This window comes from Streptococcus mitis, from assembly GCF_905187535.1.
GTDB classification, from domain to species: domain Bacteria; phylum Bacillota; class Bacilli; order Lactobacillales; family Streptococcaceae; genus Streptococcus; species Streptococcus mitis_BS.
This window is the reverse complement of record NZ_CAJJIE010000028.1, coordinates 1-26546: the sequence shown is the minus strand read 5'-3', so window position 1 is coordinate 26546 and position 26546 is coordinate 1. Positions and strand designations below refer to the sequence as shown.

Below are 26546 nucleotides of genomic sequence, written 5' to 3'. Positions count from 1 at the left end.
CATATTAATCCGTCCTTTTTGTTTGCTTTTAGTAGTAGGCAAGGAGCTGCAGATAGAACTCAAGTTCATCAAAGCGACTTAACGCCCTAATAAAAGATAAACAAAACGACGGATACAAAAAAGCCCACACACAGAATTAAATTCCGTGTGAGGGCGTTGGTAACGCGGTGCCACCTCAATTATAAAGGGACTATTCCCCTTTACATCTCTGCCTTGTCTAACAACAAGTTGCACTGTAAGGTGTGCGCACCGAATTTTCATTGTTTCAAATTCATTTTTAAAATCAGCCCACTTTCACTACTTCCAACCACCTGTTCACAATCACCACAGGCTCCCTGAAGATCAAAAATAGTTACTTTTCTGATTTGTTGAACTTATTTTAATACTTTGTTTCTTCTTTGTCAAGGCTTTTTTACAATTTTTTTGATGAAGCTAGCACTTTTTCAGAAACTGTTTTGAAAGTCTCAATGATATAGTCCACTTCTTCATCGCTTAATTTAGTGTGAAGAGGGAGCGTAATTTCATTTTCAAAGAAGGCATAGGCCTTAGGATAATTCGCCATATCAAAGCCAAGATTCTTATAGGCTGTCAAGAGCGGAAGCGGTTTGTAGTGGACGTTACTTGCAATTCCTGCTTTGGCCAATTCTTGGATGATAAGATTACGTTCTTCTAGACTCGCTCCTTCTACATGGGTGATGTAGAGGTGGCGTGAAGATTCGACAGTTTCAGTCTTGTGTGCCAATGGATGGATACGAGAACCTGCAAAACCACGATCATAGCGGTTCACGATCTCCTTACGACGTTCTAGCAAACTTGGGTAGCGGTCCAATTGTACCAAACCAAGGGAAGCCATAATATCGGTCATATTACACTTGTAGGCTGGTGTGACGATATCGTATTCCCATGAACCCAGTTGCATCTTGGCAAGAGCATCCTTAGTTTGTCCGTGAAGGGAAAGAATTTGGAATTCCTTGTACATCTCTTCGTCGTCAATCGCTGGATTGGCTTTCCAAGTAGCACTTCCTCCCTCCGCAGTTGTAAAGTTCTTAACCGCATGGAATGAGAAGGAAGTAAAGTCAGCGATAGAACCGGCTGGTTGCCCTTTATAAGTAGATCCCAAAGCATGGGCACTATCAGAAACAATCACGATACGGTTAAAGGCTTTTTGCCACTTGCTTGAAGCAGTAAAGATATCACGTTTCTTCTCCACAACTTGGAACAAACGGTCATAGTCGCAAACAATCCCCGCAAGCTCAACCGGAATAATGACCTTAGTCTTTTCAGTGATAGCTTGCTCCAGTAAGTCATAGTCCATCTCAAAAGTATCTGCTTGGATATCCACCATGACAGGGGTCGCTCCTACGTGCGTGATAACACTACATGAAGCTGTATAGGTCATGGCTGGAACGATGACTTCATCACCAGGCCCAACTTCCAAGACACGCAAAATCAACTCAAGAGCGGCAGTTGCAGAGTTGAGGCAGACAGTCTTAGGGGTCTGTGTATATTGAGACAAGCGACGCTCTAGTTCTTTTGTCTTTGGACCAGTTGTAATCCAACCAGAACGAAGGGTGTCCGCAACTTCAGCAATTTCTGCTTCTGTAATATCGGGTGGTGAAAATGGAATATTGTAATTTGGCATTGATTTGCTCCTTTTATCTGTACTCATTTTCTCATGATTACTTTATTTTAGCACTTCAAACACGGTTTGAAACATGATTTTGATGTCTCCAAGGAAACTAAATTCTCGGAGATAGTCGAGGTTATAGCGCATCTTTTCAGGAAGGACGTGTTCGACATAGGCTTGGTCAACTGACAGACCTTTCTCCGTCATTTGACTGATAATAGTGTCCTCATCCTTGTAATTGATGCTGGCTGGAGAGGTAATCCCTGCTGGCAAAAGCAAGGTCGCCATCATTTCAGGGCTGTACTGCTCAGTGTAGCGTGGCACTTCAGGTCGTGTACCGACAAAGGACATCTCTCCTTTAAGGACATTGACCAACTGAGGCAGTTCGTCCAAACGCACACGGCGGATGAAATTGCCAACCTTGGTAATGCGGCTATCGTTAGCAGAAGTCACCAGACTCCCTTTTTTGTCCGCATCCGTCACCATGGTACGGAACTTCCAAATCTTGAAAGGTCGGTTGTACTGGGTCACGCGCTCTTGCTTATAAATCACTGGCCCCTTGCTATCCAACTTGATCCAAATGCTCAAGATGAGAAAGATAGGAGAGGTCAGAATCAGCAAGACTACGGCTAGAACCCAGTCCAAGCAACGCTTAAAAATCAGCGAACCCTTCCTTTTAGAGACAAGCTGGTAGTAAGACTCAACCTCGCTTGATTTCATTTCCACGGGCAAGTCTTCCCATTTCAGCATGCTGTTTCTCCTTTGTTTTTATTATACTATTTGTCAACATTTTTCATTATACCACAAAATGGAAAAGGCGGTGAAAGAAATCTGTAATTTGAAGGATTTCCTTCTTACACTCAATGAAAATCAAAGAGTATTAAGACATAGCACCCGCCTGCAAACTATACATCTTGTGATAGGTTCCTCCCAGAGCCAAGAGTTCCTCATGGCTTCCGCTCTCGATGATGCGTCCCTTATCCAAGACATAGATGCAGTTGGCGTCTTGGATGGTCGAAAGGCGGTGAGCGATGGCAATGGTTGTCCGCCCCTGTCTCATCTTCGCCAGAGAAGCTTGAACCAAACTTTCTGTTTCAGAGTCAATATTGGCTGTCGCTTCATCCAAAATCAGAATTTTAGGCTGACTGGCGACTGTTCTGGCAAAGGCTAGAAGCTGACGCTGACCTGTTGAAAAACTGGAGCCACGCTCAGAAACAGGGGCGTCATATCCCTGAGGAAGTTCTTGAATAAAGGAATCTGCATCCACGAAGGCTGCAGCAGCCTGGACCTGCTCATCACTGATTTCTTGGTACATGGCGATATTGGACTTAATGGTCCCATGATAGAGGAAGGGATCCTGCAAGACCAGACCAATGTTTTTTCTCAACTCTTCCTGACTGTAGTCCCGGATATCTACATCGTCCAAGAGAACTCGCCCTGACTGGAATTCATAAAAGCGCATGAGGACATTGATAATAGACGATTTCCCAGAACCTGTATGCCCTACAAAAGCTATGGTTTCACCCTTATTAACAGAGAAAGAAATGTCATCCAGAATCGGATGTTTGCCATCATATGAGAAGCACACATGTTCAAATCGAATATTGCCTTCTTTGACTTTAGCCTGCCCACTTTCTTGAAGAGGTTCATAGGTCCTCTCGTCAATCAAGGCAAATACACGACCTGCAGACACCATGGAAGTTTGAAGGGTTGAAAAGTTTTGAGTCACCTCAATCAGGGGATCAAAGAGACGATTGATGTACTGGATAAAGGCATACATGGTTCCTGCCGTTATTCCCAGATAAAGTCCACGATAGCCAAAATAGGCCATTAAAACTGCATAGCCTAGGAGTTTCAACAAACTCATGGCAGGACGCAAAAAGAGGGCATCCAAGGCTACAGAACGGTTGGCATAGACCAAGTGTTCTTGGTTGATTTCATCAAACTCTGACTGTAGGCGCTTCTCTTGATTAAAGGCCTGGATAATCCTGATTCCTTCGATATTTTCAGCCAGCTTGCTATTGATATCTGACAAGAGACTTCTGGTTTTCTCAATGATTTTCACTGATTTTTTCCGATAGAGATTGACCAAAAGGAAAATCAAGGGGAGAAAGAGCAAGACTAAAGCAGTCAAACGAAAATCCAACACCAACATGGTATAAAGAGTTGTCAGAAAGATGAAAACTGCTGAGATAAAGCTAGATAAAATCCCCGAAAACATATCACTGATGGTCTCAGTATCATTGGTCAAACGAGAGACGATGGAGCCTGCTGGCGTCTTGTCAAAATAAGACATGCCCAGCTTTTCCATATTGGCAAAGGCATCTCGACGAATATCTCTAACGATGCTGTAGGATACCCTCGCAAAGAGAAGATTACCGACATACTGAACTAGAGTTTGCAGGATATAAAGACCATAGTAGGCCAGCAAAACGGTCACAGCGAGTTGGTTAAGATTGCTCAGATACTGGTCGATAAAGTGGGAAGCCACGAGGGGAATAACACTTTTAATAACCGTCGTCGCTAGGAGAAAACTGAGTGCCAAAAAGGTCAGGAGGCCATAGGGCTTGAGATAGGACATCAAGCGCTTTAATACAGTCCATTGTTCTTGTTTATTCTGCATCTTCTTCTCCTTTCATTTCCAGCTGCTGAGACTGATAGGTTTGGGCATACCAGCCATCCAGGGCTAGCAAGTCATCGTGCATGCCTCGTTCGATAATCTGTCCATTTTGCAGAACCAAGATTAGATCTGCATGGACAACTGCACTCAGGCGATGAGCCGTAATAATGGTTGTCTTGTCCTTTCGCGTCTCCTTAAGGTTGTCAATAATCGCATATTCTGTCTTGGCATCCACGGCCGACAAAGAATCATCCAAAATCAAAATATCAGGGTCTAAAATCATAGCCCGACTCATGGCCAGACGCTGCTTTTGACCTCCAGAAAGACTGACTCCCTTTTCACCAATCAACGTATCAAATCCCTGAGGCATGTCTACAATGTCTTGGTAAACTTGAGCTAGCTTAGTCGCTTCCTCGACCGCTGAAAGAGGCAATTTAGGATTTCCAAAGCGAATATTATCTAAAATCGAAGTCGCAAAGAGAAACTGGTCCTGAGGGACGTAGCCCATGAGACTGCGAAGGTCTGTCAGACGATAGTCACGAATATCGTGACCGTTTAGATAAATGGCTCCCTTATCCACATCGTATTCACGCAAGAGGAGTTTAATCAAGGACGTTTTCCCAGAGCCTGTCTGACCAACTAATCCCAATGTTTGCCCTTTTTCCAAACTAAAGTGAAAATTTGTCAGTGTTTCCTCATTTTCAAATGCAAAACTATCAATGGCATACTGCAAGCGCCCATTTTCAATACTGTCTAGAGGAAACTCAGGGTCTTGTACAGGTGATTCCTGAGACAAAAGTTCCTCAATCCTTTGGTAAGAAACCTTCCCTCGCTGAGTGATATTAAAGAGGAAACCAATAGCCATAAGAGGCCAGACCAACATATCCAAGTAACTGATAAAGGTAACTAGATTCCCAACGGTGATTTGCCCTTTCTGAACCATCAAAGAGCCTACCAAAAGCGTTAGAACATAGGATGAACCAACAAACAAGAGAACCATGGGGTCAAAGAGACTATCGTATTTCATGGTTTGGAGGTTCTTTTGAAAGGTCAATTCATTGACTGCCTGAAAGGACTTCAACTCGTCCGCCTGATACCCGAAAGATTTGGTCACTTTGATACCCGATACAGACTCCTGCACCTTGTTATTGAGTTCAGAAAAGGCAGCTTGGGATTGGCCAAAGGCCTTGTGGGTCTTTCTCCCTAGACGACTGGTCGCATAAGCCATGAAAGGCAGGGGAAGAATGGCAACCAAGGTCATCTGCCATGAAATGCTAAAGAGCATGGTCAACAAGGTCACTAAAGCTGTGATTGAGGCATCAACCGCTGACATAACCCCTCCCCCTGCCAGACGCGTTAAGGCATTGATATCGTTGGTTGCGTGTGCCATCAGGTCCCCCGTCCTATAGGTTTGATAAAAGGCTGGAGACATTTTTGTGAAATGCTCAAATAAGCGAGAGCGCATAATCTGCCCCAAACGGTAGGAGGTTCCGAGGATATACATACGCCAAACATAGCGCAGATAATACATCCCAAAGGCTGCAAGGAGCAAGTAAAATAGGTCAAGAAGGAGGTCCTGCTGGGTTAATTGCCCCGATGTGATGGCATCAATGACCCGCCCCATGACCATAGGTGGAATGAGATTGAGGACGGAAACCAAGACCAGGGCCACAATCCCGACTAGATAACGGCGTTTTTCTAACTTGAAAAACCACCAAAGTTTTTGAATAATGGACATAAAATCCCTTTCTGATTGCAAATGGAAACCTGAGGCCAATACTCAATGAAAATCAAAGAGCAAACTAGGAAACTAGCCGCAGGCTGTACTTGAGTACGGCAAGGCGACGTTGACGCAGTTTGAATTTGATTTTTGAAGAGTACAAGACCCCAGGTTTTTCTTATTCATAGGTTACGACTGTAACAGCACCCTTGTCATACTCAGCGATAAAGATGTTGGCTACATTGTCATGCCCTTGCTTGCTGAGATTATCAAGCAGCCACTCTTCGCTACGACCAATCGATTCCAAGACATCGACTTGGATCACACCGTCAGTCACAACTGGATACTTAGGATTTTCATCTCCCATTTGAACCACGATGAGTTGGCCATTTTGTTCTTGCACAGCTCGTTTAACTTGCTTCATCTGGAAAATCCCTTGGCTACGAAGTTTGAGGGCTACATCCGATGCAGACAAGCCAACTGAACGACAGGCTTCTGGGTCAATCTGCCCATTTTTGATGAGGAGAGTTGGTTTCCCATCAATCAAGCGTTTGACAAAGCGAACATTGTTATTGAGCCACTTTAGGGTCAAAACCAAAATCGTCCACATCATCAAAATCACTGCATACTGGAGAATGCTGATAGAACTATTGTAAATCACCCCACCGATGATACCACCAAGAACATAGTTCTGAATTTGGTCTGTCGCAGAGTTAGGTGCTAGGTTCCCCTTTCCTGTCACATTGATAACAAAAACAAGCGAGAAGAGCCCCAAGGCCAGTTTGATTAAAATTTCCATATAATTGAGTGTCATTTGTTTACCTCCACCAATTCAATAGCGTCTGTTTGATGCAATTCTAATTTCTCTAAAAGATACTTGTCTGGTTGGCTCCCGTTCATGGCGCGGTAGAAATTTGGACCTACCTTGACAAGCGCTCCATCAGTGGCTGCAGAAGTATTGACATAAACTTCTGATTTATCCACTCCCAAGTCTTTGGAAACAACCTCTATGAAATGAAGGGAGGTTTGAAATTGGTTGTTTGAGGCTTGATTTGTCTGGTATTTTGAGATTGTCACCAAAAGCATAGCCACCAAAGTCAAGGCCAAAATCATGACCAATTCCCGAAACTTAGTCCCCTTTTTATCACGATAAGCCTTAAAAGCAAAAAATCCTGTGATAGCTAGGAGCACAACCCCAAAGCCAATCATGATTCCATTTTGCTGACTGATTTGACTAAGGACATAGTCATATGAGTAAAATTTCATTTATTTTCACTCCCTTTCATAAAATCATTCTTTATTATAAACGAAAGAGGGTGATTTTTCAAACCATACGCTGGGGAAATAGACATATCAGACCAACTTCTCAAACTAATGACTCCAATAGCTATTTCAAGATTCTGATTTTGATAATTGATATGAATAAACACCAGGCATCAACACTACAAGTAGAAGTGTCAAGAAAAACACCCAGTAAACATATATTTGAACAAAGGAATTTAGAAACAATAACAATCCTCCTAACACCCAAATTTTTCCAGCTAATCGATGTGTTTTTCTCCAGTTTTTATCACTCTCCAAGGTCCACGGAAGTCGAATACCGATTATATAATTCTTGCGTGTTTTTGGTAGATAATTTCCAATTACGATCATCAAAACTCCCATAAAAATCTGAGCTAGAAGCCCACTCATCATGGAATACCCCAAAGATTCTCCGTAGATAGAAATCATTGATAGACAAGATACAAAAGGAATAATCCAGTAAATCAAAACTTGTATTTTTGAACTGATATTGCTAGATTTAGGATCCTTAATCATTAAAAATAGAAGCAACCAATGCATCAAAAGCATGAGAGCAGGCAATCCAAAGATAGCAAACACTTTATGATTGTAGCCATCTGCTTGACCCAGTAGATTAAAATGAGTGGGCATCTTCTCTGGCAATTGATACCAGAAAACACAACCTACAAGGGAAGATAGTAGGATGAGAATACTCGTAAATAATAGCAATTTCTTATTGATTTTTACCTTCATCTAAAGATCTCCTTTCAAATCTGCTAACCACACCATCATATCCTCTAAAACTGATGTATTTAACTCATAATAAATAAAGTTTTTTTCTTTCATTTCATGAATCAAATCCGCTGCTTTCAAAATCGTGAGATGGTGTGAAATAGTTGCATTAGTCAACTCGAATTGACTGGCAATTTCTCCTGCAGATAATCTACCTGCTTTTAGTAAATTTAAAATCTCTCTCCTAACTGGATGAGATAAGGCTTTAAAGCTATTTGCAAAACTCATAATGCCTCCTTCCCCTTTGTAATATTAGTAGGGCTAGGAATAAGCAAGGGAGAACTGATAGCATTCCAGTCGGTGATGGGCCTAAAATCAAGAGGCTTGAAACTTTTTCTCCTGGTAATTGAAAGAGTAACCCAATACCTGCAGTTGCATTGATTGCCCCATGAAATAGGGCAGAAGCCCAGATAGAACCTGTCTTTTCCAACAACCAGCTCAACAATATTCCTAGGCTAAAACAAGATAGAAACATAGCAACAACTCCCAAAACAGGATAAGCAAAATAAGTAAGGCCATAATTATATCCTTGCAAATTGATTGGTAAATGCCAAAGACTCCAAATGAGACCAAGCAAGACATGAGTCTGGACTAGTGAAAAGCGTTCTCTTAGCACTGGATAAAGATAGCCCCGCCAACCAATTTCCTCCCCCAATGCAAAGAAACTATTAAGAAAAGGAGCGTAGGTCAAACTAGCTAGGATTTGAATCAAAGCCAAGAAAGATAAGGGAATCGGTGATTGAAGGACTCCTTTTTCTTGTAAAATAGCTTGAATAGATTCAAAACCAAGGCTGAAATTGCTAGGAAATACAAGAAAATAAAGTCCTGCTCCTAAAAAACTGATAACTGCTGGTAACCAGATAGCTAGTAAGTAAAAGCGCCAGTTGCTCTTGAGATTTACAACTAATTTAGATTTGATTCCACTAGGCTGATTCGTGATTTTCCCTAAAATAAAGACTGCAAGTGCAGGCATCCACATGGCTACAATACTAGCAAGTTGACTCCATGAAGAGTTTAGACCAACACCACTTAACCATAGTGCCAACCATATTATCCAAGCAAGGGCATAAGCCAAGACCACAAAAAGAAGGATTGTTCTCTTATTTGACATATATGTAACTTCACTTTCTATTTAGATGTTTTTCTAAATAATATTATACACCTTTCTATTCTAAACACAAGAACTATTTAGATTTTTTTCTAAATAGTTTAGGGAATTTTTATTTTCTCAGGATAAAGTCTAAAGAGTAATTTTTCAAACCATACGTTGGGGAAATAGACCTTTTTTTGGTATAATAAAATCTATAATCTGAATGAAAAAGGTAACTTTATGAAACTCATCTCATGGAATATTGATTCCCTCAACGCAGCCCTAACTAGTGACTCAGCTCGCGCCAAATTGTCCCAAGAAGTCCTACAAACCCTTGTGGCAGAAAATGCTGATATCATCGCTATCCAAGAAACCAAGCTTTCTGCCAAAGGGCCTACAAAGAAACACTTGGAAATTTTAGAAGAACTCTTCCCAGGCTACGAAAATACGTGGCGCTCTTCCCAAGAACCTGCCCGCAAAGGCTATGCCGGAACCATGTTCCTTTATAAGAAAGAACTCACACCAACTGTCAGCTTCCCAGAAATCGGTGCTCCTTCTACCATGGACTTGGAAGGCCGCATCATCACCTTGGAATTTGATGAATTTTTCGTGACCCAAGTTTACACACCAAACGCTGGCGATGGCCTCAAACGCTTGGAAGAACGCCAAGTCTGGGATCTCAAATATGCGGAGTACTTGGCTGAACTAGACAAAGAAAAACCAGTCCTTGCAACCGGTGACTACAATGTAGCCCACAATGAAATCGACCTTGCAAATCCTGCTAGCAACCGCCGTTCACCAGGATTTACCGACGAGGAGCGTGCTGGATTTACCAACCTTTTAGCAACTGGATTTACGGATACCTTCCGCCACATTCACGGCGATGTTCCAGAACGCTACACTTGGTGGGCACAACGTAGCAAAACTTCTAAAATCAACAATACAGGCTGGAGAATCGACTACTGGCTCACAAGTAACCGCATCGCTGACAAGGTGACCAAGTCTGATATGATTGACTCAGGTGCTCGCCAAGACCATACACCCATTGTCATGGAGATTGAGCTCTAAGGAGAAAGATAATGGACTATCAAGCTGTCATTCCTGAATTTGTAGTATCTGACCTCGAAAAGTCACGCCACTTCTACTGCGACTTGCTGGGATTTTCTGTCGAATACGAGCGTCCAGAGGAGAATTTTCTCTTCCTCTCGCTTGAAGACTGCCAACTTATGCTAGAAGAAGGCAGCACAGAAGAATTAGCCCAACTAACCTATCCTTTCGGGCGCGGTGTTAATATTTCCTTTGGCATCAAGGATGTCCCCCAGCTCCACCAAAAACTGATGGAAGCAAACTATCCTATTTATCGTCCCTTAACCAAAAGAAAGTTTCGTGTTGGAGATCACTATATCTATCCTCATGAGTTTGCAGTTTTGGATCCAGATGGCTATTTTTTAAGATTTAGCGAGTAGAATAATAAAGATTGGGAAAAAGTCTTTAAAGTTAGAAAAAGGCATATTGTCAAGTGTTTAAAAACTTGATAATATGCCTTTTATGATGGAAAAACCTTCTAAATGTTAGCCAATAAGTTAATTTTTGCCCACTTTTATTATATTTGTTCGTTTTTCAAACCAAAACACTAACAAAATATTTGATTTCTAAAGTTATTTAGTGTAAAATAAAAACATTGGCTCAAGCCTATTTAAAATTGAATATCATTTTACTTGTTTATGTCGTGAATTGGCGCGACGTTTCTACAAGGTGCCGGAACACCTAACAATAAGTAAGTCAGAAGTGAGGTATGGTCGTTTTTGCCATGCCTATTTTGGGGACTTACTTAGAGATTAAGTAGGTCCTTTTTCTATTTCTTGCTAGAAACTATAAATAAGCAAATGGATTGGCTTTTAGACTTTAGGAGGTCTTATGAAATTATTAGAAGAGCGCATCCTCAAGGATGGGCATATCTTGGGTGATAACATCCTCAAGGTGGATTCCTTTTTAACCCACCAAGTTGACTTTAGCTTGATGCGAGAGATTGGTAAGGTTTTTGCGAAAAAATTTGCTTCTGCTGGTATTACCAAAGTCGTGACCATTGAAGCGTCGGGTATTGCCCCAGCCATTTTTACAGCTGAATCCTTAAACGTTCCCATGATTTTCGCTAAAAAAGCTAAAAACATCACTATGAACGAAGGCATCTTAACTGCCCAAGTTTACTCCTTTACCAAGCAAGTGACCAGCACCGTTTCTATCGCTGGAAAATTCCTCTCACCAGAGGACAAGGTTTTGATTATCGACGACTTCCTTGCTAATGGCCAAGCTGCCAAAGGCTTGATTCAAATCATCGAACAGGCCGGTGCCACAGTCGAAGCTATCGGTATTGTGATTGAAAAATCCTTCCAAGATGGACGTGATTTGCTTGAAAAAGCAGGCTACCCTGTTCTATCACTCGCTCGTTTGGATCGTTTTGAAAATGGTCAAGTCGTATTTAAGGAGGCAGATCTCTAATGCAAACTCAAGAAAAACACTCGCAAGCAGCCGTTCTTGGCTTGCAACACTTACTAGCTATGTACTCAGGATCCATCCTGGTTCCCATCATGATTGCGACTGCCCTTGGCTATTCGGCTGAGCAGTTGACCTACCTGATTTCCACAGATATCTTCATGTGTGGTGTGGCAACATTCCTCCAACTCCAACTCAACAAATACTTTGGGATTGGACTCCCAGTCGTTCTTGGAGTTGCCTTCCAGTCGGTAGCTCCCTTGATTATGATTGGACAAAGCCATGGTAGTGGTGCTATGTTTGGTGCCCTCATCGCATCAGGGATTTACGCGGTTCTTGTTTCAGGCATCTTCTCAAAAGTAGCCAATCTCTTCCCATCTATCGTAACAGGATCTGTTATTACCACTATTGGTTTAACCTTGATCCCTGTCGCTATTGGAAATATGGGAAATAACGTTCCAGAGCCAACTGGTCAAAGTCTCTTGCTTGCAGCTATTACTGTTCTGATTATCCTCTTGATCAACATCTTTACCAAAGGATTTATCAAGTCTATCTCTATTTTGATTGGTCTAGTTGTTGGAACTGCCATTGCTGCTACCATGGGCTTGGTGGACTTCTCCCCTGTTGCGGCAGCACCACTTGTCCATGTCCCAACTCCCCTCTACTTTGGAATGCCAACCTTTGAAATCTCATCGATTGTCATGATGTGTATCATCGCAACAGTGTCTATGGTTGAGTCGACTGGTGTTTATCTAGCCTTGTCTGATATCACGAAAGACCCAATCGACAGCACACGCCTTCGCAACGGTTACCGTGCAGAAGGTTTGGCCGTACTTCTCGGAGGAATCTTTAACACCTTCCCATACACAGGATTTTCACAAAACGTTGGTTTGGTTAAATTGTCAGGTATCAAGACTCGTCTTCCAATCTACTACGCGGCTGGTTTCCTGGTTCTCCTTGGACTCCTTCCTAAGTTTGGCGCCCTTGCCCAAATCATTCCGAGTCCTGTCCTCGGTGGTGCCATGCTGGTGATGTTTGGTTTTGTGTCTATTCAAGGGATGCAAATTCTCGCTCGTGTTGACTTTGCTAACAATGAACACAACTTCCTTATTGCAGCTGTATCAATCGCTGCAGGTGTCGGACTCAACAACAGTAATCTCTTTGTCAGCATGCCAACAGCCTTCCAAATGTTCTTCTCAAACGGAATCGTCGTAGCTAGCCTACTCGCTATTGTCCTCAATGCCGTATTAAATCATAAAAAGAAATAAGAAAAAGAGGTGCGAGCCTCTTTTTATGTTATATCCTTACCTGTCTGTCTTCTGACCGCTGACCTGTGACAAACATGGTAAAGGTTGCTTTACAGACATTTCTACCTTCCTGATTGGTGATATCGACATCTACCACACAAGTTGTGCGACCTTGATGGACGCATTCTCCTTTAATGGTCAGCACATCGTCGAGTTTTCCTGCCTTGAGGTAGTTGATAGAGGATTGGAGAGTCACCCCGTCTAGTCCTAGCGAGATAACCACCAAACCACTGATTTGGTCACAAAGGGTGAAGAGATAGCCACCATGGGCATTGCCATAGTAGTTGAGCGACGAGTCCACTACTTTGGTCGTCACCACAACGTGACCATCTCTCATTTGTTCTATTTCGTAATTTTCAAAGGCAGATATAGCGTCAAAATGAAAGTCTTTCATCGTTTCCTCCTGATATTTCAAACGACACTATGATACTACTTTTTATAGGACTGTGCAAGGAGAAAGCTCCTAGTCTGGCAAAATTCCGACCTGTTCCACAAAGCGCATAAAGGCTGTCTGTCCTTGTTCCGTCTGCTTGTAAACTCCAGCATCCTCCAGAACACGCGCAAAGATAATACCCACAGAGTCCTTGACGATTTCAAGGGCTTTTTCTTTATCCGCTAGGTCTGGATGTTGGACTTTAAGCTGCTCTGCCCATTTCTGATGATAGTCGGCAACTGTATCCCCATTTCCCACGAGATAGCTGGCGACTTGCTCTACTTCTGCTTTCAGACGTGGTGGCAAGATTGCCAAGCCCATGACCTCAATCAAGCCGATATTTTCCTTCTTGATATGTTGGACATCCTTGTGAGGATGATAAATGCCATCAGGATGTTCTGCAGAAGTCTGATTGTCCCGCAAGACCAAGTCCAACTCAAACTGGCCATCACGTTTGCGCGCTATAGGTGTGATGGTGTGATGCGGTGTCCCATCAGTCTCTGCCAAAATCTGCACACTAGTATCTGAATACTGGCGCCATTCTTTCAAAATCTTATCAGCCAAGTTGATCAAATCCTCTTTGGAATCCGAAGTCAAACGCAACACTGACATTGGCCACTTGACAATCCCAGCCTTGATCTGCTCAAAACCAGCAAATCGAAAGGTATTTTGCAAGGGAGCCAATTCCATAGGAAATACGTGACGGCCTCCCTGATAGTGATCATGAGTTAGAATAGAGCCCCCCACAATCGGCAGGTCGGCATTAGAGCCTGCAAAATAGCCTGGAAACTGCTCTACGATAGCCAACAGACGTTCAAAACTCTGACGACTAATGGCCATAGGACGATGTTGCCCGTCTAAGAAAATACAGTGCTCATTAAAATAAGCATAGGGCGAGTACTGGAAACCCCATTCCTGATCAGCCATTTCAAAACGGATAATACGGTGGTTGCTGCGAGCCGGGTGGTTTACCCGACCATGGTAGCCTTCATTCTCTAGACAAAGCTGACACTGAGGATAATTGCTGACTTGCACCAACTTGGCTGCTGCAATCTCTTTGGGATCTTTTTCAGGCTTAGAGAGGTTGATGGTAATTTCAAGTTCACCGTAATCAGATGGAACACGATAAGCAATATTTTTAGCAATGGCCTTGAGTTTGATGTAGTCATTTTTCTGACTGAGTTGGTAAAAATCCTCTATCGATTGCTCAGGAGAGTGGGCATAGGTTGCCCAGAAATCACGATTGACCTGACTCGGACAAGGGGTCACCAAGTCCATCAGTTCAGCACCAAGGATTTCACGTGCAGTCTGACTATCCTCAATCATCTCTAATCGAACGGCTTCCTCAACCAGCTGGTCCTTGAGGTCAATCACTTTATCCAGATCCGTCTCAACTTCCAAAACACCGTCTCCCACTCGTGCCAAGACACGATTGGTCAGGTAGATTCGATCCATTTCCTCAAATGAACTTTCAGAAATGACATGTGTTACAAATTTATCTACTAAGGTCACCATAAAGCCTCCTTTTGACTAGTCAAGGACGCGAGTGCCACCTGCAACTTCAGCGATATAGAAACTTGGAGCGTATCCAACTACTTCCTCGTAGTGTTTGCCTACAGCTTCCTTAAAGGCATCAACAGCATCTTTTTGCACCAAGGCAATGGCACATCCGCCAAAACCTGCCCCTGTCATACGAGCACCGAGAACTCCTTCTTGTGCCCAAGCTGTGTGAACAAGAGTATCCAATTCCAAACCAGTTACTTCATAATCATGCTCTAGGGAAACGTGTGACGCATTCATCAAACGACCAAATGTTTCCAAATCTCCTGCTTGAAGGGCTGCTTGAGCTTTGAGGGTACGTTGGTTTTCAAGCACAGCATGGCGAGCACGTTTCAAACGATTTTCATCTTTGATTAGGTAGCTGTATTGGTCAAAGGCCCACTCATCCAATTCACCCAAGGTCTGAATATCTAAAGCAACTTGCAATTCTTCCACTGCTTTTTCACACTCAGCACGACGTTCATTGTACTTAGAGTCAGCCAATTCACGGCGTTTATTGGTGTTCATGATGACAACAACATTGTCCTTCAAATCAAGTGGCACCAAATCATACTCTAAGGTATTGGTATCAAGGTAAATAGCACGTTGGTCTGCACCCATACCAATAGCAAATTGGTCCATAATGCCAGAGTTGACTCCGATAAAGTTATTTTCTGTTTGTTTTCCGATTTTAACCAAATCGAGACGATCTAATTTTAAATCAAAGAGATGCTCTGCCACTACCCCTGTCAAAAGTTCCAAGGATGCTGAAGAAGACAAACCAGCACCATTTGGGATATTCCCATAAATATAAAAATCAAACCCTTTGTCAATCACATGTCCAGCTTCTTGCAAGAAATGAAGAACTCCTTTTGGATAATTGGTCCAGTTGTGCTCTTTTTCAAACTTGAGGTTAGCTAGAGGCACTTCGATAATGCCCTTGTCCTCAAAGTTAGCTGAGTAGAAACGCAAAACTTGGTCTTCACGCTTGCGAGCTGCCCCATATGTTCCTAAGGAAATGGCTGCTGGAAATACATGTCCACCATTATAGTCCGTGTGTTCACCAATCAAATTGATACGGCCTGGTGAAAAGAAAGTTTGATCTGCTTCTTGACCAAAAACAGCAAGAAAGTCTTTACGAAGAGCTTCAGCAGTAAGATGTTGTGTCATATGATTTCTCCTTTTACTGTCCGTTAAGTCACCTTAACGTGTAATCGTTTTCTTCTATTGTATACAAGGGATTTCCCAAGGTCAATCCTTTTTACTAAATTTTTACTAAACTATCGGTAAAAGACAGAAAAATATGATATACTAATCTAATCAAGGAGGATTTATGGCTACCTTAAAAGACATTGCACAGCTAGCCTCTGTCTCTATCGCGACCGTATCCCGTGTCCTCAACCGCGACCAGAGCCTATCTGTTACAGAAGAAACCAGACACCGTATTTTAACTGTTGCTGAAGAGTTGGGCTACACTAAGCACCTCAAAACAGGCGAGTCCCACAAACCCAAGCAAAAGATTGCCATTATCCAATGGGTCAGTGAACAAGGAGAGCTAGACGACCTCTACTACTACCAGATTCGCCTAGGCATAGAAAAAAGAGCCCAAGAGTTAGACTATGATATCTTACGCTATTTCAATGACCATCCTTTTACCCTAAGCGAGGAAGTGATTGGGATTCTCTGCATCGGAAAGTTTAGCCGAGCACAGATTACTGCCTTCGAAGAATACCAAAAGCCTCTTGTCTTTCTAGACAGCGATACACTTTCACTAGGACATACTTGTATTATCACGGATTTTTACACTGCCATGAAACAGGTTGTCGATTATTTCCTCAGCCAAGGAATGGACCGTATCGGGATTCTAACAGGCCTTGAGAAGACAACTGACCAAGAAGAAATCATTCAGGACAAGCGACTGGAAAACTTCAGAAACTACAGTCAAGCGAAGGGAATCTATCATGATGAACTTGTCTTTCAAGGAAGCTTTACTGCCCAGTCTGGCTATGACTTAATGAAAGAGGCCATTCAGAGCTTGAGAGACCAACTGCCACCAGCATTTTTTGCTGCCAGTGATAGTTTAGCTATCGGTGCCCTCCGTGCCCTCCAAGAAGCTGGAATCAGCCTACCAGACCGCGTCAGCCTCATTTCCTTTAACGACACTAGTCTGACCAAACAGGTCTATCCTCCCCTCTCTAGCATCACCGTCTATACCGAGGAAATGGGCCGAGCAGGTATGGATATTCTTAATAAGGAAGTACTCCACGGTCGCAAAATCCCTAGCCTGACCATGCTGGGAACCAGACTGACATTGAGAGAGAGTACTCTGCCATAACTCCACAAATTAAACATGACAAAAAATCCTAATAGAGAGTCTCAAATCTCCATTAGAATTCTCTTTTTTAGTCCATCACAATCATAGACTTAATGGTCTTACGTTCATCCATGTCTTTATAAGCCTGGTCGATATCTTCCAGTTTATAACTTGAAGTAAAGACGCGACCTGGATTGATATCACCATCAAGGACGGCTTTTAGTAAAAATTGCTTATCGTATGTTGTCGCAGAAGCTGCCCCACCTGCTACAGAGATATTTTGCATAAATGTCGAACCAAGAGCACGATTATTATAGTGTGGGACTCCTACAAATCCCATACGCCCTCCATTATGGAGAACACCAAGAGCTTGATCAACCGCTGCTTCTGTTCCAACACATTCCAGAGCTGCATCTGCACCACCACCTAGAATCTCACGCACCTTGGCAATACCTTCTTGACCTCGCTCAGCTACAATAGCTGTCGCACCCGACTCCAGAGCCATCTTTTGACGATCTTCATGACGACTCATAAGGATAATTTGCGATGCACCACGCATCTTCGCCGCGATGACAGCACATTGACCTACAGCACCATCACCAATGACCACAACCTTATCCCCTTTTTGAACATTAGCAACACGCGCCGCATGATAGCCTGTCGGCATGACATCTGCAAGAGTCAAGAGGGACTTTAGCATACCTTCTGTGTAGTCAGAAGGTTGTCCAGGGATTTTAACCAGCGCCCAGTTTGCATAGTGAAAACGAATATATTCCGCCTGAAAATCGCCTCCCAAGTTATTACCAATATGATTATCGCAAGAACCGTCAAAGCCAGCAAGACAGGCATCACACTCACCACATCCATGTGTAAACGGGACAATGACAAAATCACCTGGCTTCACCGTCGTAATGGCTTCCCCAGTTTCTTCGACAATCCCAATCGCTTCGTGTCCACTATTTTTATGTCCCGATTTAATATCTGGATTGCGGTAACTCCAAAGGTCCGAACCACAAACACAAGCACGAACCACACGAATAATAACATCATCCGCTTCTTGAATACTTGGACGCTTAACCTCTTCAATACCGACCTGACCTGCTTTTTTATAGACTGCTGATTTCATTAACATATCCTCTCCATTTTTACTAGTTTAAGTATACACTTTTTATTATGCTTTCGCTCACTTATACTACACCTCATCAATGATGATGATTTTGATCATGACTTGCTTCTAACTCTGTTATATTGCGCTTATGTGCTTGGTGAGTTTCTAGGTCGGCATCAACTTCAATAGTGATGTTTTGAAATCCACAATCTTTTAGCAAGTTTCGTATGAATTCTTTACAAGTTTCCATCTGTTCAATTTCTTTTAGGCAAACATGAACAATGGCATTTTTTTCCAAACCATCCATAGTCCAGAGATTAAGCTGGTTAAGGCTAGCCACATTGTCTAATCCCTCTAAGTCACTCATGACTTGCTTGATATCGACACCTTCTGGCACAGCATCCAAGAAAATCTTGAGTGCGCTCCAAAAGCGAGGAATTGCTTTTGTTAGAATGAAGATAGAAATGACAAGCGACAAGATAGGATCTAAGATATACCAATCTGTAAATCGGAGGATAATCGCCATTAGAATGACAGCTAACCAACCAAGAGTATCTTCCAAAAAGTGCAGGCTCAGAATCGACTCGTTCTTTGTCTTTCCCTTGCGAACTACTAGACTAGCTAGCAGATTGATGCTAACTGCAATGATCCCTAGCCAGAGAATACCTTCATCATTAACGGGCTGTGGATTAAAAAGTTTAGTTATATTTTCCAAAATCACTAGGATGGATCCTGTGATAAGAATCACAGCAGTCACCAGGGCCCCTAAAAGACTAAATCGCTTGTAACCCAAGGTGTACTGCCTATCTTCTTCTCTATTTGAGATTGTTTCTAAAAAGGCCGATATGCCAATGGCTATAGCATCTCCCAAGTCATGGACAGAATCAGCAAGAACAGCACTCGAACCAAAGATTCCTCCTGCAATAAACTCAACAATAGCATAGCTTAAATTTAAGAAAAAAGCTACCCAAACAGTATATTTTGCCTTCATTTTTCTCATTCCTTTGTTATAATAGACTTATGAACACCTTGTTCATTATCATTATCCACTAAAACTCAAAGAAAGGATAGAAGCAAAATATCAGCTTTATTCAGTTCTGAACAATTTGCCTCAAATGTCCATATGACTAACATTGACCGCCGTATCAGTAAAACCAAAAAAGCCATCTATCAGGCTTTTCTACAATTTTTGAACGAGAAGGGCTACGAATCCACTACAGTTCAGGATATCATTAATCTCGCAGATGTGGGACGTTCCACTTTTTACTGTCACTATGAGAGCAAGGAACTACTTCTGGACGAGCTTTGTCGCCACCTCTTTCATCACATCTTTGAAAGAGAGGAGTCCATTTCAACCGAGGATTATCTCGCTCACCTCTTTCTACATTTTCAGAAAAATCAAGACCATATCACCAGTCTGCTATTTTCTAAAAATGACTACTTCCTCCGTCAACTCCATAAAGAGCTAGAACACCATGTCTATTCCGTGCTAGCTGATAAGTTGAAAAAAGCTCACCCAAGTCTGCCTCCTTCTTACCTCCAACACTTAGTCATGTCCAACTTTATCGAGACATTGACCTGGTGGCTCAAAAAAGGGCAAGACTTTACAGACCAAGAAGTTGTCCAATTTTATCTAGACCTTCTCATTCCTAAAAATTGAATACAGAGTAGAGCTCAGTTGCCTTATTTCTAGGCTACTGAGTTTTTTATCTTTTCAATAATCAAAAAAGCCCAGACGACATTGTCTGAGCATTTTTCTATCTAGTCGTTTAACCAAGTTGAGTTTAGGTTTTCAGGCTATTTCTTCAACAAACCTTGTTCTTGTAGAAACTCCTTGGCTACTTGTTCTGCTGACTTGCCTTCAACACCGACTTGATAGTTAAGCTGGCTCATCTGGCTTTCAGTAATTTTACCAGCCAATTTATTGAGAACTGTTTCCAACTCTGGATGTTTCTTGAGAAGAGCTTCTTTCATGAGTGGAGCCCCTTGATAAGGTGGGAAGAGTTGTTTGTCATCTTCCAAGACCTGTAAATCATAACGCGCCAACTCTGCATCAGTTGAATAGGCATCTGTGATTTGAATATCGCCTGACTGAATTGCCTGATAGCGAAGAGCTGGCTCCATAGTCGCTACATTGAGATTGAGACCGTACATTGACTGCAAGCCCTTATTACCATCTTCACGGTCATTAAACTCAAGTGTAAAACCTGCCTTCAGCTGCCCTTCCACTTTTTTCAAGTCCGAAATGGTCTTCAAGCTATATTCTTGAGCAATCTTTTTCGGAACAGCTACAGCATAGGTATTTTGATAAAACATTGGTTTGAGATAGGCTAGATGATCCTGTTTGGCAATACCATCACGCGCTACCTGATAAACCTGCTCTGGCTCATGACTCACTTTAGGTGATGGTTGCAGCAAACTTTCAGTCACCGTACCAGTAAATTCAGGATAAATATCAATATCACCTTTTTTCAGAGCTTCATAGAGAAAGCTTGTTTTCCCAAAATTTGGCTTAACAGTCGCAGTCATACTGGTATTTTCTTCAATTAGCAACTTATACATATTGGCTAAAATTTCTGGTTCTGGACCCAATTTCCCAGCAATCACCAAGTTTTCTTTCTCATTTTGAGCCAAGAGGGCTGGACTATAAGACAGACCGAGCAATATAGTCACCAAGGCAAAACCAGAAAAAATCGTCCGCAATTTTGCTTTTTCCATCACTTTTAGTAGGAAGTTAAAGGCAATGGCAAGCACTGCAGAAGAAAGGGCCCCAATCAAAATCAGACTGGCATTATTACGGTCAATTCCCAAAAGGATAAAGGAACCCAGTCCCCCTGCACCAATCAAGGCCGCCAAGGTTGCCGTACCGATAATCAAGACCGCTGCCGTCCGAATCCCAGACATCATAACAGGCATAGCAAGTGGAATTTCAAACTTCTTGAGACGCTCCCACCTAGTCATCCCAAAGGCAATCCCAGCCTCTTGTAGACTTGGATCAATTCCCTTGAGTCCAGTGATGGTATTTTGCAAAATCGGAAAGATCGCATAGATCACTAGAGCTGTCAAAGCTGGTAAGGTCCCAATTCCCATCAAGGGGATAAAGAGCCCCAGCAAGGCCAGAGACGGGATGGTCTGAAAAATCCCTGCAATCTGCAAGACCCAATCCGCTAACTTCTCATGATATCGAAGATAAACAGCCAAGGGAATCGCTATAAAGATGGCCAGCAACAAGGTCAAAAGTGACAACTGCAAATGTTGAGATAGAGCTGTCAACCAATCACTAAAACGATCCTGAAAAGTTGCAATTAAATTAGTCATGAACACTACCTCCAAACAAGTCTGCTACAAAATCTGTTGCAGGAGCTTTTAAAATCATCTCGGGATTCGCCACCTGACGAATCTCTCCATCCTGCAAGACAGCAATACGGTCCGCCAATTTCAGAGCTTCATCCGTATCATGGGTTACAAAAATCGTTGTCATCCCAAATTCTTTATGCAATTCTTTCGTCAGAACTTGCAACTGTTTTCTCGAAATAGCATCCAAGGCTGAAAAAGGTTCATCCATGAGGAGAATCTTAGGCTGACCAATCATAGCCCGTACAATTCCAACACGCTGTTGCTCCCCACCAGATAGTTCACTAGGTAAACGATGCCCATACTCAGCTACTGGCAAGCCAACCTTGGCCAAAAGCTCTTCTGTTTTCTGAGCAATTTTTTCCTTAGTCCAGCCCTTCATCTCAGGAATCAGGGCAATATTTTCAGCAACCGTTAGATTTGGAAAGAGAGCAATGGCCTGTAAAACATAACCAGTAGAAAGACGAAGTTCACGCTCATCATAGTCTTTGATACGCTTGCCATCCATATAAATATTTCCATCAGTCGGTTCCAAGAGGCGGTTGACCATCTTGATCATGGTCGTCTTACCTGATCCAGATGGACCAACTAAAACCATAAACTCGCCATTCTCAATCCGTAAATTAACATCTCTCAAGACATCTTTTTCTGTGTAGCGTAGCGCCACATTTTTGTATTCAATCATTCTGTATCCTCAATTTAAAACTTCCCTCTATTGGTCAAGTCTTCTACCTTAGGCATGACTTCCTTATTATCCCAATGTTCCACAATTTTCCCGTTTTCTAGACGGAAGATGTCATACTGGGCATAGGCAACTCCACCAATCTGAGTCTGACCATAGCTAACCACATAGTTTCCTTGTCCTAAGAGTTGGAAAACAAAGTCAAAAGTGGTCTTTACTTATAAACAGCTAATTTGCTCCATTTTAAACCTCATTTTCCTCCTCTTTCAGATTATCCAAAATTCTTTCTTGAAAGGCTTCAAACTGACGAATTTCTTCCTCTGAAAATCCTTTGTAAAAGATCGTATCCAATTTCTGACTGACACGATACCCCACTTCTTTCTGAGACTGCCCCAACTCTGTTAAAACCAAATACTTCTTACGCTTATCTTCTCCACATGGACTAATAGCTACAAGATTTTGTTCCTCTAGTTTTTTAATCATCGTCGTCAGTGTATTGTTAGCAAGCCCAGTTTCCAGAGCAATATCTGTCGCAGTTGCGCAGCCGGTTTCACTATTCCATAAAACCGCTAAAATCTTGCCCTGCTCACTCCGATAAAGAGCTTCAGGGTCTTGGCTCAGTAACTTTTGAAAAATCCGCCCATTCAACAAACGAATATGATGGGCTAGCAAATGACTATCCTTCATAACACCTCCAATTTATTTCGATATCGAAAAGAATAAAACAATTGTAACACTCATCGTTCTAACTGTCAACTATTTCGATTTGGAAATAATTTTTCCCAGTAAAAAAATCTCCTACCCAAGATAGAAGATTTTAATCTTATAAACTTAATCCGTCATGTCCGATACCAAAGTTCGATGCTCCAACGGAATACTGCACATAACTAGTAAGAAAATGAAACCTGACTGAATCCAAAAGAGGGCCAAGTCAAAGATTCCATGCACAGCAACCACTGTAAGGAAAGACAGATAAAGACCGATAATCGGACGTTTCCCCGACTCCTGACTCATATCCATCATTAATCGAACAGGAGCAACAGAAGACAAAACTAATAAAATGGTCCCCACAATTCCGTAACTCAGAATCGTATCAATATAAAGACTGTGAGCATGTTCATGATAAGGAGCATTTATCCGAGGATACGAGTGCATGTAGGTCAATGGCCCTTCACCCCAGAAAGGATTTTGCTTAAATAAGGCCATCCCAGCATCCCAGATAGAAATGCGTTCTTCCATAGAAGAGTCTAAAGTTCCCATCCGAACTCCCAAATCACTGGAAAAGAGGAAGCTCAAGCCAATCGCAAAGACCCCAATACTAAGCCAAAAGGCCTTCCAGTTTTTAATGGTTGTAAATAGATAGATAATGGCTCCAGCGATAATAGCAGGAAAGGCAGTTCGATTTTGCGTAAAGTTCAAACCAAAGAGATTCACAAAGCCTGCAAACACACAGAATGCTTTCAACCAATTCAACTTGGTTGTTGTAAACAGATAGAAAGCAATCATGATACAGAAACAACAAATAATTCCATAATAATTAGGGTTAAAGAAGGTCACTTCTGCACGATTCTGATGCCACACCTGCATATTGGGTGAAAGAAAAGCATAGTTGAATTTCTTCACAATTTGGAAATGTTCTAAACTCGCAAAAGCAGCTGACAAGACGCTACCAAACAAGACGAGCTGCAAAATCAATCGAAAGAATTTATGTGATAAAATCGACTGATAATGCAAAAAGAAAACAGTAAATAGAAAAATTCCTACTGAAGCCACAACTCCCATCCAATTTTGTGCAAAAACAGATATAACAGTACTATAGCCAAGAAAAAGAAGCAGCATCGGATGCTCCCCCATTTTCTGAAGAATACTTTTCATGTCTCCTGTAAAAATTAAACTGATAATATATAAACAGAATACAACTACAAAAAGATAAAAGGGTAAAAAGATACTCAGGATAATTCCCAATAAAATCAGCTCTTTACTAGACAACCCTTTCAGCTTTTCAATAAAGCCTATTGATTTCAAAACGAATCCTTTCTCTCCAAATCAGTTGATTCAGATAATAGTAAGCTATCCTATATTGTACCACTTTTTTAGCAATTTGAAAACAAAGGAAACGTTTCCCTAGGTAAAAAAGCGAGCAAAAATACTGAGATTTCAAAACTCAATCTTAATGATTGCATTTTCTCTAAGAAAATCATGCCGTAAATAGTAGGCATATGTTAAAATAGTAGTAATAAAATATAGATTAGGCGCAACTATCCAAACTAGATTCAAATCATATACTATTCTTAAAGAAAGGCAACACTATGAAATCCTACCAAGCTGTCTACCAAATCCTATCTAAAGAAACCGACTATATCAGTGGAGAAAAAATTGCAGAAGAACTATCACTAAGCCGAACATCAATTTGGAAAGCCATCAAGCGACTAGAACAAGAAGGCATTGAAATTGATAGCATCAAAAACAAAGGATATAAACTGATGAATGGTGACCTTATTCTTCCAGAGATTCTAGAAGAAAATCTTCCAATTAAAGTCAGTTTTAAACCCGAAACAAAATCAACACAACTCGATGCAAAAGAAGCAATTGATTTAGGAAATGAAGCAAACACCCTCTATATAGCTTCCTATCAAACAGCAGGGCGAGGCCGTTTTCAACGTTCCTTCTACTCACCACAAGGTGGTATTTATATGACACTCCATCTTAAACCAAATCTCGCCTATGACAAATTACCATCCTACACACTACTTGTAGCTGGAGCTGTCTACAAAGCCATTAAGAACCTAACTTTAATAGATGTCGACATAAAATGGGTCAATGATATCTACCTAAACAATCATAAAATTGGAGGAATCCTTACTGAGGCAATGACGTCTGTAGAAACAGGCCTAGTCACAGATATCATTATTGGAGTAGGAATCAACTTTACTATTAAAGACTTCCCCCAGGAATTAAAAGAAAAAGCTGCTAGTTTATTTAAAACACCAGCACCTATTACCAGAAATGAATTAATCATAGAAATCTGGCGCACTTTCTTCGAAACACCAGCAGAAGAACTATTATACCTATACAAAAAACAATCATTCGTTCTAGGGAAAGAAGTTACTTTCACACTAGATCAAAAAGACTACAAAGGACTTGCTAAAGATATCTCTGAAAGTGGTAAACTTTTAGTTCAATGTGATAACGGAAAAGAAATCTGGCTCAATAGCGGAGAAATTTCACTCAAAAGTTGGAAGTAAGAATAAACTAGCACAACCATAAAAGCGACAATATATAAAGATTTTAGCTTTCCTTCAACCCACTACAGTTGACAAAGAGCAAAAAAAACTTCAGATAAGTAATCTAATTAATTTTTACAAATCTGAAGTTTTATTCTATTATTCTTAAAAATACAAAAAAAGAGAGTTATAAACCCTCATTAAAACGGAGAATAAGGGATTCGAACCCTTGCGCCAGTTACCCGACCTAACGATTTAGCAAACCGTCCTCTTCAGCCTCTTGAGTAATTCTCCTATTAATGGGCACGAGTGGACTCGAACCACCGACCTCACGCTTATCAGGCGTGCGCTCTAACCACCTGAGCTACGCGCCCAAGTTAAAAACTTGGTAATTGAACAAAGTTCAAAGCGGGTGACGAGAATCGAACTCGCGACAACAGCTTGGAAGGCTGTAGTTTTACCACTAAACTACACCCGCATACATACTATTAATAAAAATGGCGCGAGACGGAATCGAACCGCCGACACATGGAGCTTCAATCCATTGCTCTACCAACTGAGCTACCGAGCCTTATTGCGGGAGCAGGATTTGAACCTACGACCTTCGGGTTATGAGCCCGACGAGCTACCGAGCTGCTCCATCCCGCGTTAATAAAAAGGAGGATGTGGGATTCGAACCCACGCACGCTTTTACACGCCTGACGGTTTTCAAGACCGTTCCCTTCAGCCGGACTTGGGTAATCCTCCATACTATTCAAATGGACCTTGTAGGACTTGAACCTACGACCACTCGGTTATGAGCCGAGAGCTCTAACCAGCTGAGCTAAAGGTCCAACAAGATCATTATAGCGGCGAAGGGGATCGAACCCCCGACCTCCCGGGTATGAACCGGACGCTCTAGCCAGCTGAGCTACACCGCCATGTATCGGGAAGACAGGATTCGAACCTGCGACACCTTGGTC

Annotated in this window: 25 protein-coding genes, 8 tRNA genes, 1 pseudogene, 1 riboswitch and 1 other annotated feature; of the genes and pseudogenes, 7 read left to right on the top strand and 27 right to left on the bottom strand. The window is 42.0% G+C overall.

The window, feature by feature from the left end; translation table 11 throughout:
• Window positions 1-146: 146 nt before the first annotated feature.
• Window positions 147-372 (bottom strand) — a binding site (T-box leader).
• A 40-nt stretch (window positions 373-412) separates the two neighbouring features.
• The 9 genes from JQ841_RS03550 to JQ841_RS03510 form a co-directional block, all read right to left on the bottom strand.
• A complete protein-coding gene (locus JQ841_RS03550) occupies window positions 413-1642 on the bottom strand; it encodes a DegT/DnrJ/EryC1/StrS family aminotransferase (protein ID WP_203180133.1) in 1230 nt (409 codons plus the stop codon).
• A gap of 42 nt (window positions 1643-1684) precedes the next feature.
• Window positions 1685-2377 (bottom strand): sugar transferase, encoded by a 693-nt coding sequence (locus tag JQ841_RS03545; RefSeq protein WP_203180132.1) that lies wholly within the window; start codon window positions 2375-2377, stop codon window positions 1685-1687.
• Between the two features lie 130 nt (window positions 2378-2507).
• The gene (locus tag JQ841_RS03540; protein WP_203180131.1) at window positions 2508-4250 is read right to left on the bottom strand and encodes an ABC transporter ATP-binding protein; all 1743 of its coding nucleotides are present in this window, start codon (window positions 4248-4250) and stop codon (window positions 2508-2510) included.
• Window positions 4240-5985, bottom strand: a complete 1746-nt coding sequence (locus JQ841_RS03535) for an ABC transporter ATP-binding protein (RefSeq protein ID WP_203180130.1) — start codon at window positions 5983-5985, stop codon at window positions 4240-4242. The genes JQ841_RS03540 and JQ841_RS03535 overlap by 11 nt, the downstream gene beginning before the upstream one ends.
• Window positions 5986-6145: 160 nt before the next feature.
• Entirely contained in the window at window positions 6146-6781 is a 636-nt protein-coding gene (locus tag JQ841_RS03530; protein WP_000174456.1) for a DUF421 domain-containing protein, read from the bottom strand.
• Entirely contained in the window at window positions 6778-7233 is a 456-nt protein-coding gene (locus JQ841_RS03525) for a DUF3290 family protein (protein WP_203180129.1), read from the bottom strand. Before JQ841_RS03525 ends, JQ841_RS03530 begins: the two co-directional genes overlap by 4 nt.
• Before the next feature lie 126 nt (window positions 7234-7359).
• Window positions 7360-8001, bottom strand: a complete 642-nt coding sequence (locus JQ841_RS03520) for an SdpI family protein (protein WP_203180128.1) — start codon at window positions 7999-8001, stop codon at window positions 7360-7362.
• Window positions 8002-8268, bottom strand: a complete 267-nt coding sequence (locus JQ841_RS03515; RefSeq protein ID WP_023932591.1) for an autorepressor SdpR family transcription factor — start codon at window positions 8266-8268, stop codon at window positions 8002-8004.
• Entirely contained in the window at window positions 8252-9151 is a 900-nt protein-coding gene (locus tag JQ841_RS03510; RefSeq protein WP_203180127.1) for a CPBP family intramembrane glutamic endopeptidase, read from the bottom strand. The genes JQ841_RS03515 and JQ841_RS03510 overlap by 17 nt, the downstream gene beginning before the upstream one ends.
• A 219-nt stretch (window positions 9152-9370) precedes the next feature.
• Between JQ841_RS03510 and JQ841_RS03505 the strand changes: the two genes are divergently transcribed.
• The 4 genes from JQ841_RS03505 (at window position 9371) to JQ841_RS03490 (ending at window position 12891) form a co-directional block, all read left to right on the top strand.
• Window positions 9371-10198, top strand: coding sequence for an exodeoxyribonuclease III (locus JQ841_RS03505; protein ID WP_203180126.1), 828 nt, complete (start codon window positions 9371-9373; stop codon window positions 10196-10198).
• 11 nt (window positions 10199-10209) lie between these two features.
• On the top strand, window positions 10210-10596 hold the full coding sequence (locus JQ841_RS03500; RefSeq protein ID WP_203180125.1) for a bleomycin resistance protein: 387 nt from the start codon (window positions 10210-10212) through the stop codon (window positions 10594-10596).
• 232 nt (window positions 10597-10828) lie between these two features.
• Window positions 10829-10924: riboswitch (purine riboswitch) on the top strand.
• A 123-nt stretch (window positions 10925-11047) separates the two neighbouring features.
• Window positions 11048-11629 (top strand): xanthine phosphoribosyltransferase, encoded by a 582-nt coding sequence (locus JQ841_RS03495; RefSeq protein ID WP_084930298.1) that lies wholly within the window; start codon window positions 11048-11050, stop codon window positions 11627-11629.
• Window positions 11629-12891 (top strand): nucleobase:cation symporter-2 family protein, encoded by a 1263-nt coding sequence (locus JQ841_RS03490; RefSeq protein WP_203180124.1) that lies wholly within the window; start codon window positions 11629-11631, stop codon window positions 12889-12891. The genes JQ841_RS03495 and JQ841_RS03490 overlap by 1 nt, the downstream gene beginning before the upstream one ends.
• 28 nt (window positions 12892-12919) lie before the next feature.
• Here the strand turns inward: JQ841_RS03490 and JQ841_RS03485 are convergent, their stop codons facing one another.
• The 3 genes from JQ841_RS03485 to JQ841_RS03475 all read right to left on the bottom strand — a co-directional run bounded on the left by JQ841_RS03485 (window position 12920) and on the right by JQ841_RS03475 (window position 16072).
• Window positions 12920-13324: a PaaI family thioesterase gene (locus JQ841_RS03485; protein WP_000651223.1), complete on the bottom strand. Its 405-nt coding sequence runs from the start codon at window positions 13322-13324 to the stop codon at window positions 12920-12922.
• A gap of 69 nt (window positions 13325-13393) precedes the next feature.
• Window positions 13394-14875: a UDP-glucose--hexose-1-phosphate uridylyltransferase gene (locus JQ841_RS03480; RefSeq protein ID WP_203180217.1), complete on the bottom strand. Its 1482-nt coding sequence runs from the start codon at window positions 14873-14875 to the stop codon at window positions 13394-13396.
• Window positions 14876-14893: 18 nt separating this feature from the next.
• Window positions 14894-16072: a galactokinase gene (locus tag JQ841_RS03475; RefSeq protein WP_203180123.1), complete on the bottom strand. Its 1179-nt coding sequence runs from the start codon at window positions 16070-16072 to the stop codon at window positions 14894-14896.
• A gap of 163 nt (window positions 16073-16235) precedes the next feature.
• On the opposite strand from JQ841_RS03475, the gene galR reads away from it, so the two are divergent.
• On the top strand, window positions 16236-17237 hold the full coding sequence (galR, locus tag JQ841_RS03470; protein WP_203180122.1) for a DNA-binding transcriptional regulator GalR: 1002 nt from the start codon (window positions 16236-16238) through the stop codon (window positions 17235-17237).
• A 67-nt stretch (window positions 17238-17304) separates the two neighbouring features.
• Here galR and JQ841_RS03465 read toward each other — a convergent pair whose 3' ends face one another.
• Both JQ841_RS03465 and JQ841_RS03460 read right to left on the bottom strand, forming a co-directional pair.
• Window positions 17305-18342: a zinc-binding dehydrogenase gene (locus JQ841_RS03465; protein ID WP_153223653.1), complete on the bottom strand. Its 1038-nt coding sequence runs from the start codon at window positions 18340-18342 to the stop codon at window positions 17305-17307.
• A 76-nt stretch (window positions 18343-18418) separates the two neighbouring features.
• Complete coding sequence (locus JQ841_RS03460; RefSeq protein ID WP_000645154.1) at window positions 18419-19315, bottom strand: cation diffusion facilitator family transporter; 897 nt, start codon at window positions 19313-19315, stop codon at window positions 18419-18421.
• A gap of 132 nt (window positions 19316-19447) precedes the next feature.
• Between JQ841_RS03460 and JQ841_RS03455 the strand changes: the two genes are divergently transcribed.
• Window positions 19448-19984, top strand: coding sequence for a TetR/AcrR family transcriptional regulator (locus tag JQ841_RS03455; protein ID WP_000181705.1), 537 nt, complete (start codon window positions 19448-19450; stop codon window positions 19982-19984).
• Window positions 19985-20121: 137 nt separating this feature from the next.
• Here the strand turns inward: JQ841_RS03455 and JQ841_RS03450 are convergent, their stop codons facing one another.
• The 5 genes and pseudogenes from JQ841_RS03450 to JQ841_RS03430 form a co-directional block, all read right to left on the bottom strand.
• Window positions 20122-21642: an ABC transporter permease/substrate-binding protein gene (locus JQ841_RS03450; protein ID WP_203180121.1), complete on the bottom strand. Its 1521-nt coding sequence runs from the start codon at window positions 21640-21642 to the stop codon at window positions 20122-20124.
• Window positions 21635-22363, bottom strand: a complete 729-nt coding sequence (locus JQ841_RS03445; RefSeq protein WP_203180120.1) for an ATP-binding cassette domain-containing protein — start codon at window positions 22361-22363, stop codon at window positions 21635-21637. The genes JQ841_RS03450 and JQ841_RS03445 overlap by 8 nt, the downstream gene beginning before the upstream one ends.
• 14 nt (window positions 22364-22377) lie before the next feature.
• Window positions 22378-22569, bottom strand: a pseudogene (locus tag JQ841_RS03440) (nuclear transport factor 2 family protein); the annotation flags it as partial.
• Between the two features lie 34 nt (window positions 22570-22603).
• Window positions 22604-23047 carry a MarR family winged helix-turn-helix transcriptional regulator gene (locus tag JQ841_RS03435; RefSeq protein ID WP_203180119.1) on the bottom strand — a complete coding sequence of 148 codons (444 nt, stop codon included), beginning with the start codon at window positions 23045-23047 and terminating at the stop codon, window positions 22604-22606.
• Window positions 23048-23191: 144 nt separating this feature from the next.
• Window positions 23192-24385, bottom strand: coding sequence for an O-antigen ligase family protein (locus JQ841_RS03430; RefSeq protein ID WP_203180118.1), 1194 nt, complete (start codon window positions 24383-24385; stop codon window positions 23192-23194).
• A gap of 284 nt (window positions 24386-24669) precedes the next feature.
• Here JQ841_RS03430 and birA point away from each other — a divergent pair, with 284 nt between their 5' ends.
• A complete protein-coding gene (gene birA / locus JQ841_RS03425; RefSeq protein ID WP_203180117.1) occupies window positions 24670-25605 on the top strand; it encodes a bifunctional biotin--[acetyl-CoA-carboxylase] ligase/biotin operon repressor BirA in 936 nt (311 codons plus the stop codon).
• Between the two features lie 185 nt (window positions 25606-25790).
• Here birA and JQ841_RS03420 read toward each other — a convergent pair.
• From JQ841_RS03420 to JQ841_RS03385, 8 genes are all read right to left on the bottom strand, one after another.
• A tRNA-Ser gene (locus JQ841_RS03420) sits at window positions 25791-25878 on the bottom strand.
• Between the two features lie 6 nt (window positions 25879-25884).
• Window positions 25885-25958: transfer RNA gene (locus JQ841_RS03415), tRNA-Ile, on the bottom strand.
• A gap of 33 nt (window positions 25959-25991) precedes the next feature.
• Window positions 25992-26062, bottom strand: a tRNA-Gly gene (locus JQ841_RS03410).
• Window positions 26063-26082: 20 nt separating this feature from the next.
• Window positions 26083-26155: transfer RNA gene (locus JQ841_RS03405), tRNA-Phe, on the bottom strand.
• 3 nt (window positions 26156-26158) lie between these two features.
• Window positions 26159-26232, bottom strand: a tRNA-Met gene (locus tag JQ841_RS03400).
• 9 nt (window positions 26233-26241) lie between these two features.
• Window positions 26242-26331 (bottom strand) — tRNA-Ser (locus JQ841_RS03395).
• 12 nt (window positions 26332-26343) lie between these two features.
• Window positions 26344-26417, bottom strand: a tRNA-Ile gene (locus tag JQ841_RS03390).
• Window positions 26418-26430: 13 nt separating this feature from the next.
• Window positions 26431-26504: transfer RNA gene (locus JQ841_RS03385), tRNA-Met, on the bottom strand.
• Window positions 26505-26546 lie beyond the last annotated feature (42 nt).

What these genes read in the sequence shown, in the direction of transcription:
- JQ841_RS03550 (WP_203180133.1), bottom strand. Translation starts at nt 1,642, where the DNA reads ATGCCAAATTACAATATTCCATTTTCACCACCCGATATTACAGAAGCA.
- JQ841_RS03545 (WP_203180132.1), bottom strand. Translation starts at nt 2,377, where the DNA reads ATGCTGAAATGGGAAGACTTGCCCGTGGAAATGAAATCAAGCGAGGTT.
- JQ841_RS03540 (WP_203180131.1), bottom strand. Translation starts at nt 4,250, where the DNA reads ATGCAGAATAAACAAGAACAATGGACTGTATTAAAGCGCTTGATGTCC.
- JQ841_RS03535 (WP_203180130.1), bottom strand. Translation starts at nt 5,985, where the DNA reads ATGTCCATTATTCAAAAACTTTGGTGGTTTTTCAAGTTAGAAAAACGC.
- JQ841_RS03530 (WP_000174456.1), bottom strand. Translation starts at nt 6,781, where the DNA reads ATGACACTCAATTATATGGAAATTTTAATCAAACTGGCCTTGGGGCTC.
- JQ841_RS03525 (WP_203180129.1), bottom strand. Translation starts at nt 7,233, where the DNA reads ATGAAATTTTACTCATATGACTATGTCCTTAGTCAAATCAGTCAGCAA.
- JQ841_RS03520 (WP_203180128.1), bottom strand. Translation starts at nt 8,001, where the DNA reads ATGAAGGTAAAAATCAATAAGAAATTGCTATTATTTACGAGTATTCTC.
- JQ841_RS03515 (WP_023932591.1), bottom strand. Translation starts at nt 8,268, where the DNA reads ATGAGTTTTGCAAATAGCTTTAAAGCCTTATCTCATCCAGTTAGGAGA.
- JQ841_RS03510 (WP_203180127.1), bottom strand. Translation starts at nt 9,151, where the DNA reads ATGTCAAATAAGAGAACAATCCTTCTTTTTGTGGTCTTGGCTTATGCC.
- JQ841_RS03505 (WP_203180126.1), top strand. Translation starts at nt 9,371, where the DNA reads ATGAAACTCATCTCATGGAATATTGATTCCCTCAACGCAGCCCTAACT.
- JQ841_RS03500 (WP_203180125.1), top strand. Translation starts at nt 10,210, where the DNA reads ATGGACTATCAAGCTGTCATTCCTGAATTTGTAGTATCTGACCTCGAA.
- JQ841_RS03495 (WP_084930298.1), top strand. Translation starts at nt 11,048, where the DNA reads ATGAAATTATTAGAAGAGCGCATCCTCAAGGATGGGCATATCTTGGGT.
- JQ841_RS03490 (WP_203180124.1), top strand. Translation starts at nt 11,629, where the DNA reads ATGCAAACTCAAGAAAAACACTCGCAAGCAGCCGTTCTTGGCTTGCAA.
- JQ841_RS03485 (WP_000651223.1), bottom strand. Translation starts at nt 13,324, where the DNA reads ATGAAAGACTTTCATTTTGACGCTATATCTGCCTTTGAAAATTACGAA.
- JQ841_RS03475 (WP_203180123.1), bottom strand. Translation starts at nt 16,072, where the DNA reads ATGACACAACATCTTACTGCTGAAGCTCTTCGTAAAGACTTTCTTGCT.
- galR (WP_203180122.1), top strand. Translation starts at nt 16,236, where the DNA reads ATGGCTACCTTAAAAGACATTGCACAGCTAGCCTCTGTCTCTATCGCG.
- JQ841_RS03465 (WP_153223653.1), bottom strand. Translation starts at nt 18,342, where the DNA reads ATGAAATCAGCAGTCTATAAAAAAGCAGGTCAGGTCGGTATTGAAGAG.
- JQ841_RS03460 (WP_000645154.1), bottom strand. Translation starts at nt 19,315, where the DNA reads ATGAAGGCAAAATATACTGTTTGGGTAGCTTTTTTCTTAAATTTAAGC.
- JQ841_RS03455 (WP_000181705.1), top strand. Translation starts at nt 19,448, where the DNA reads ATGACTAACATTGACCGCCGTATCAGTAAAACCAAAAAAGCCATCTAT.
- JQ841_RS03450 (WP_203180121.1), bottom strand. Translation starts at nt 21,642, where the DNA reads ATGACTAATTTAATTGCAACTTTTCAGGATCGTTTTAGTGATTGGTTG.
- JQ841_RS03445 (WP_203180120.1), bottom strand. Translation starts at nt 22,363, where the DNA reads ATGATTGAATACAAAAATGTGGCGCTACGCTACACAGAAAAAGATGTC.
- JQ841_RS03435 (WP_203180119.1), bottom strand. Translation starts at nt 23,047, where the DNA reads ATGAAGGATAGTCATTTGCTAGCCCATCATATTCGTTTGTTGAATGGG.
- birA (WP_203180117.1), top strand. Translation starts at nt 24,670, where the DNA reads ATGAAATCCTACCAAGCTGTCTACCAAATCCTATCTAAAGAAACCGAC.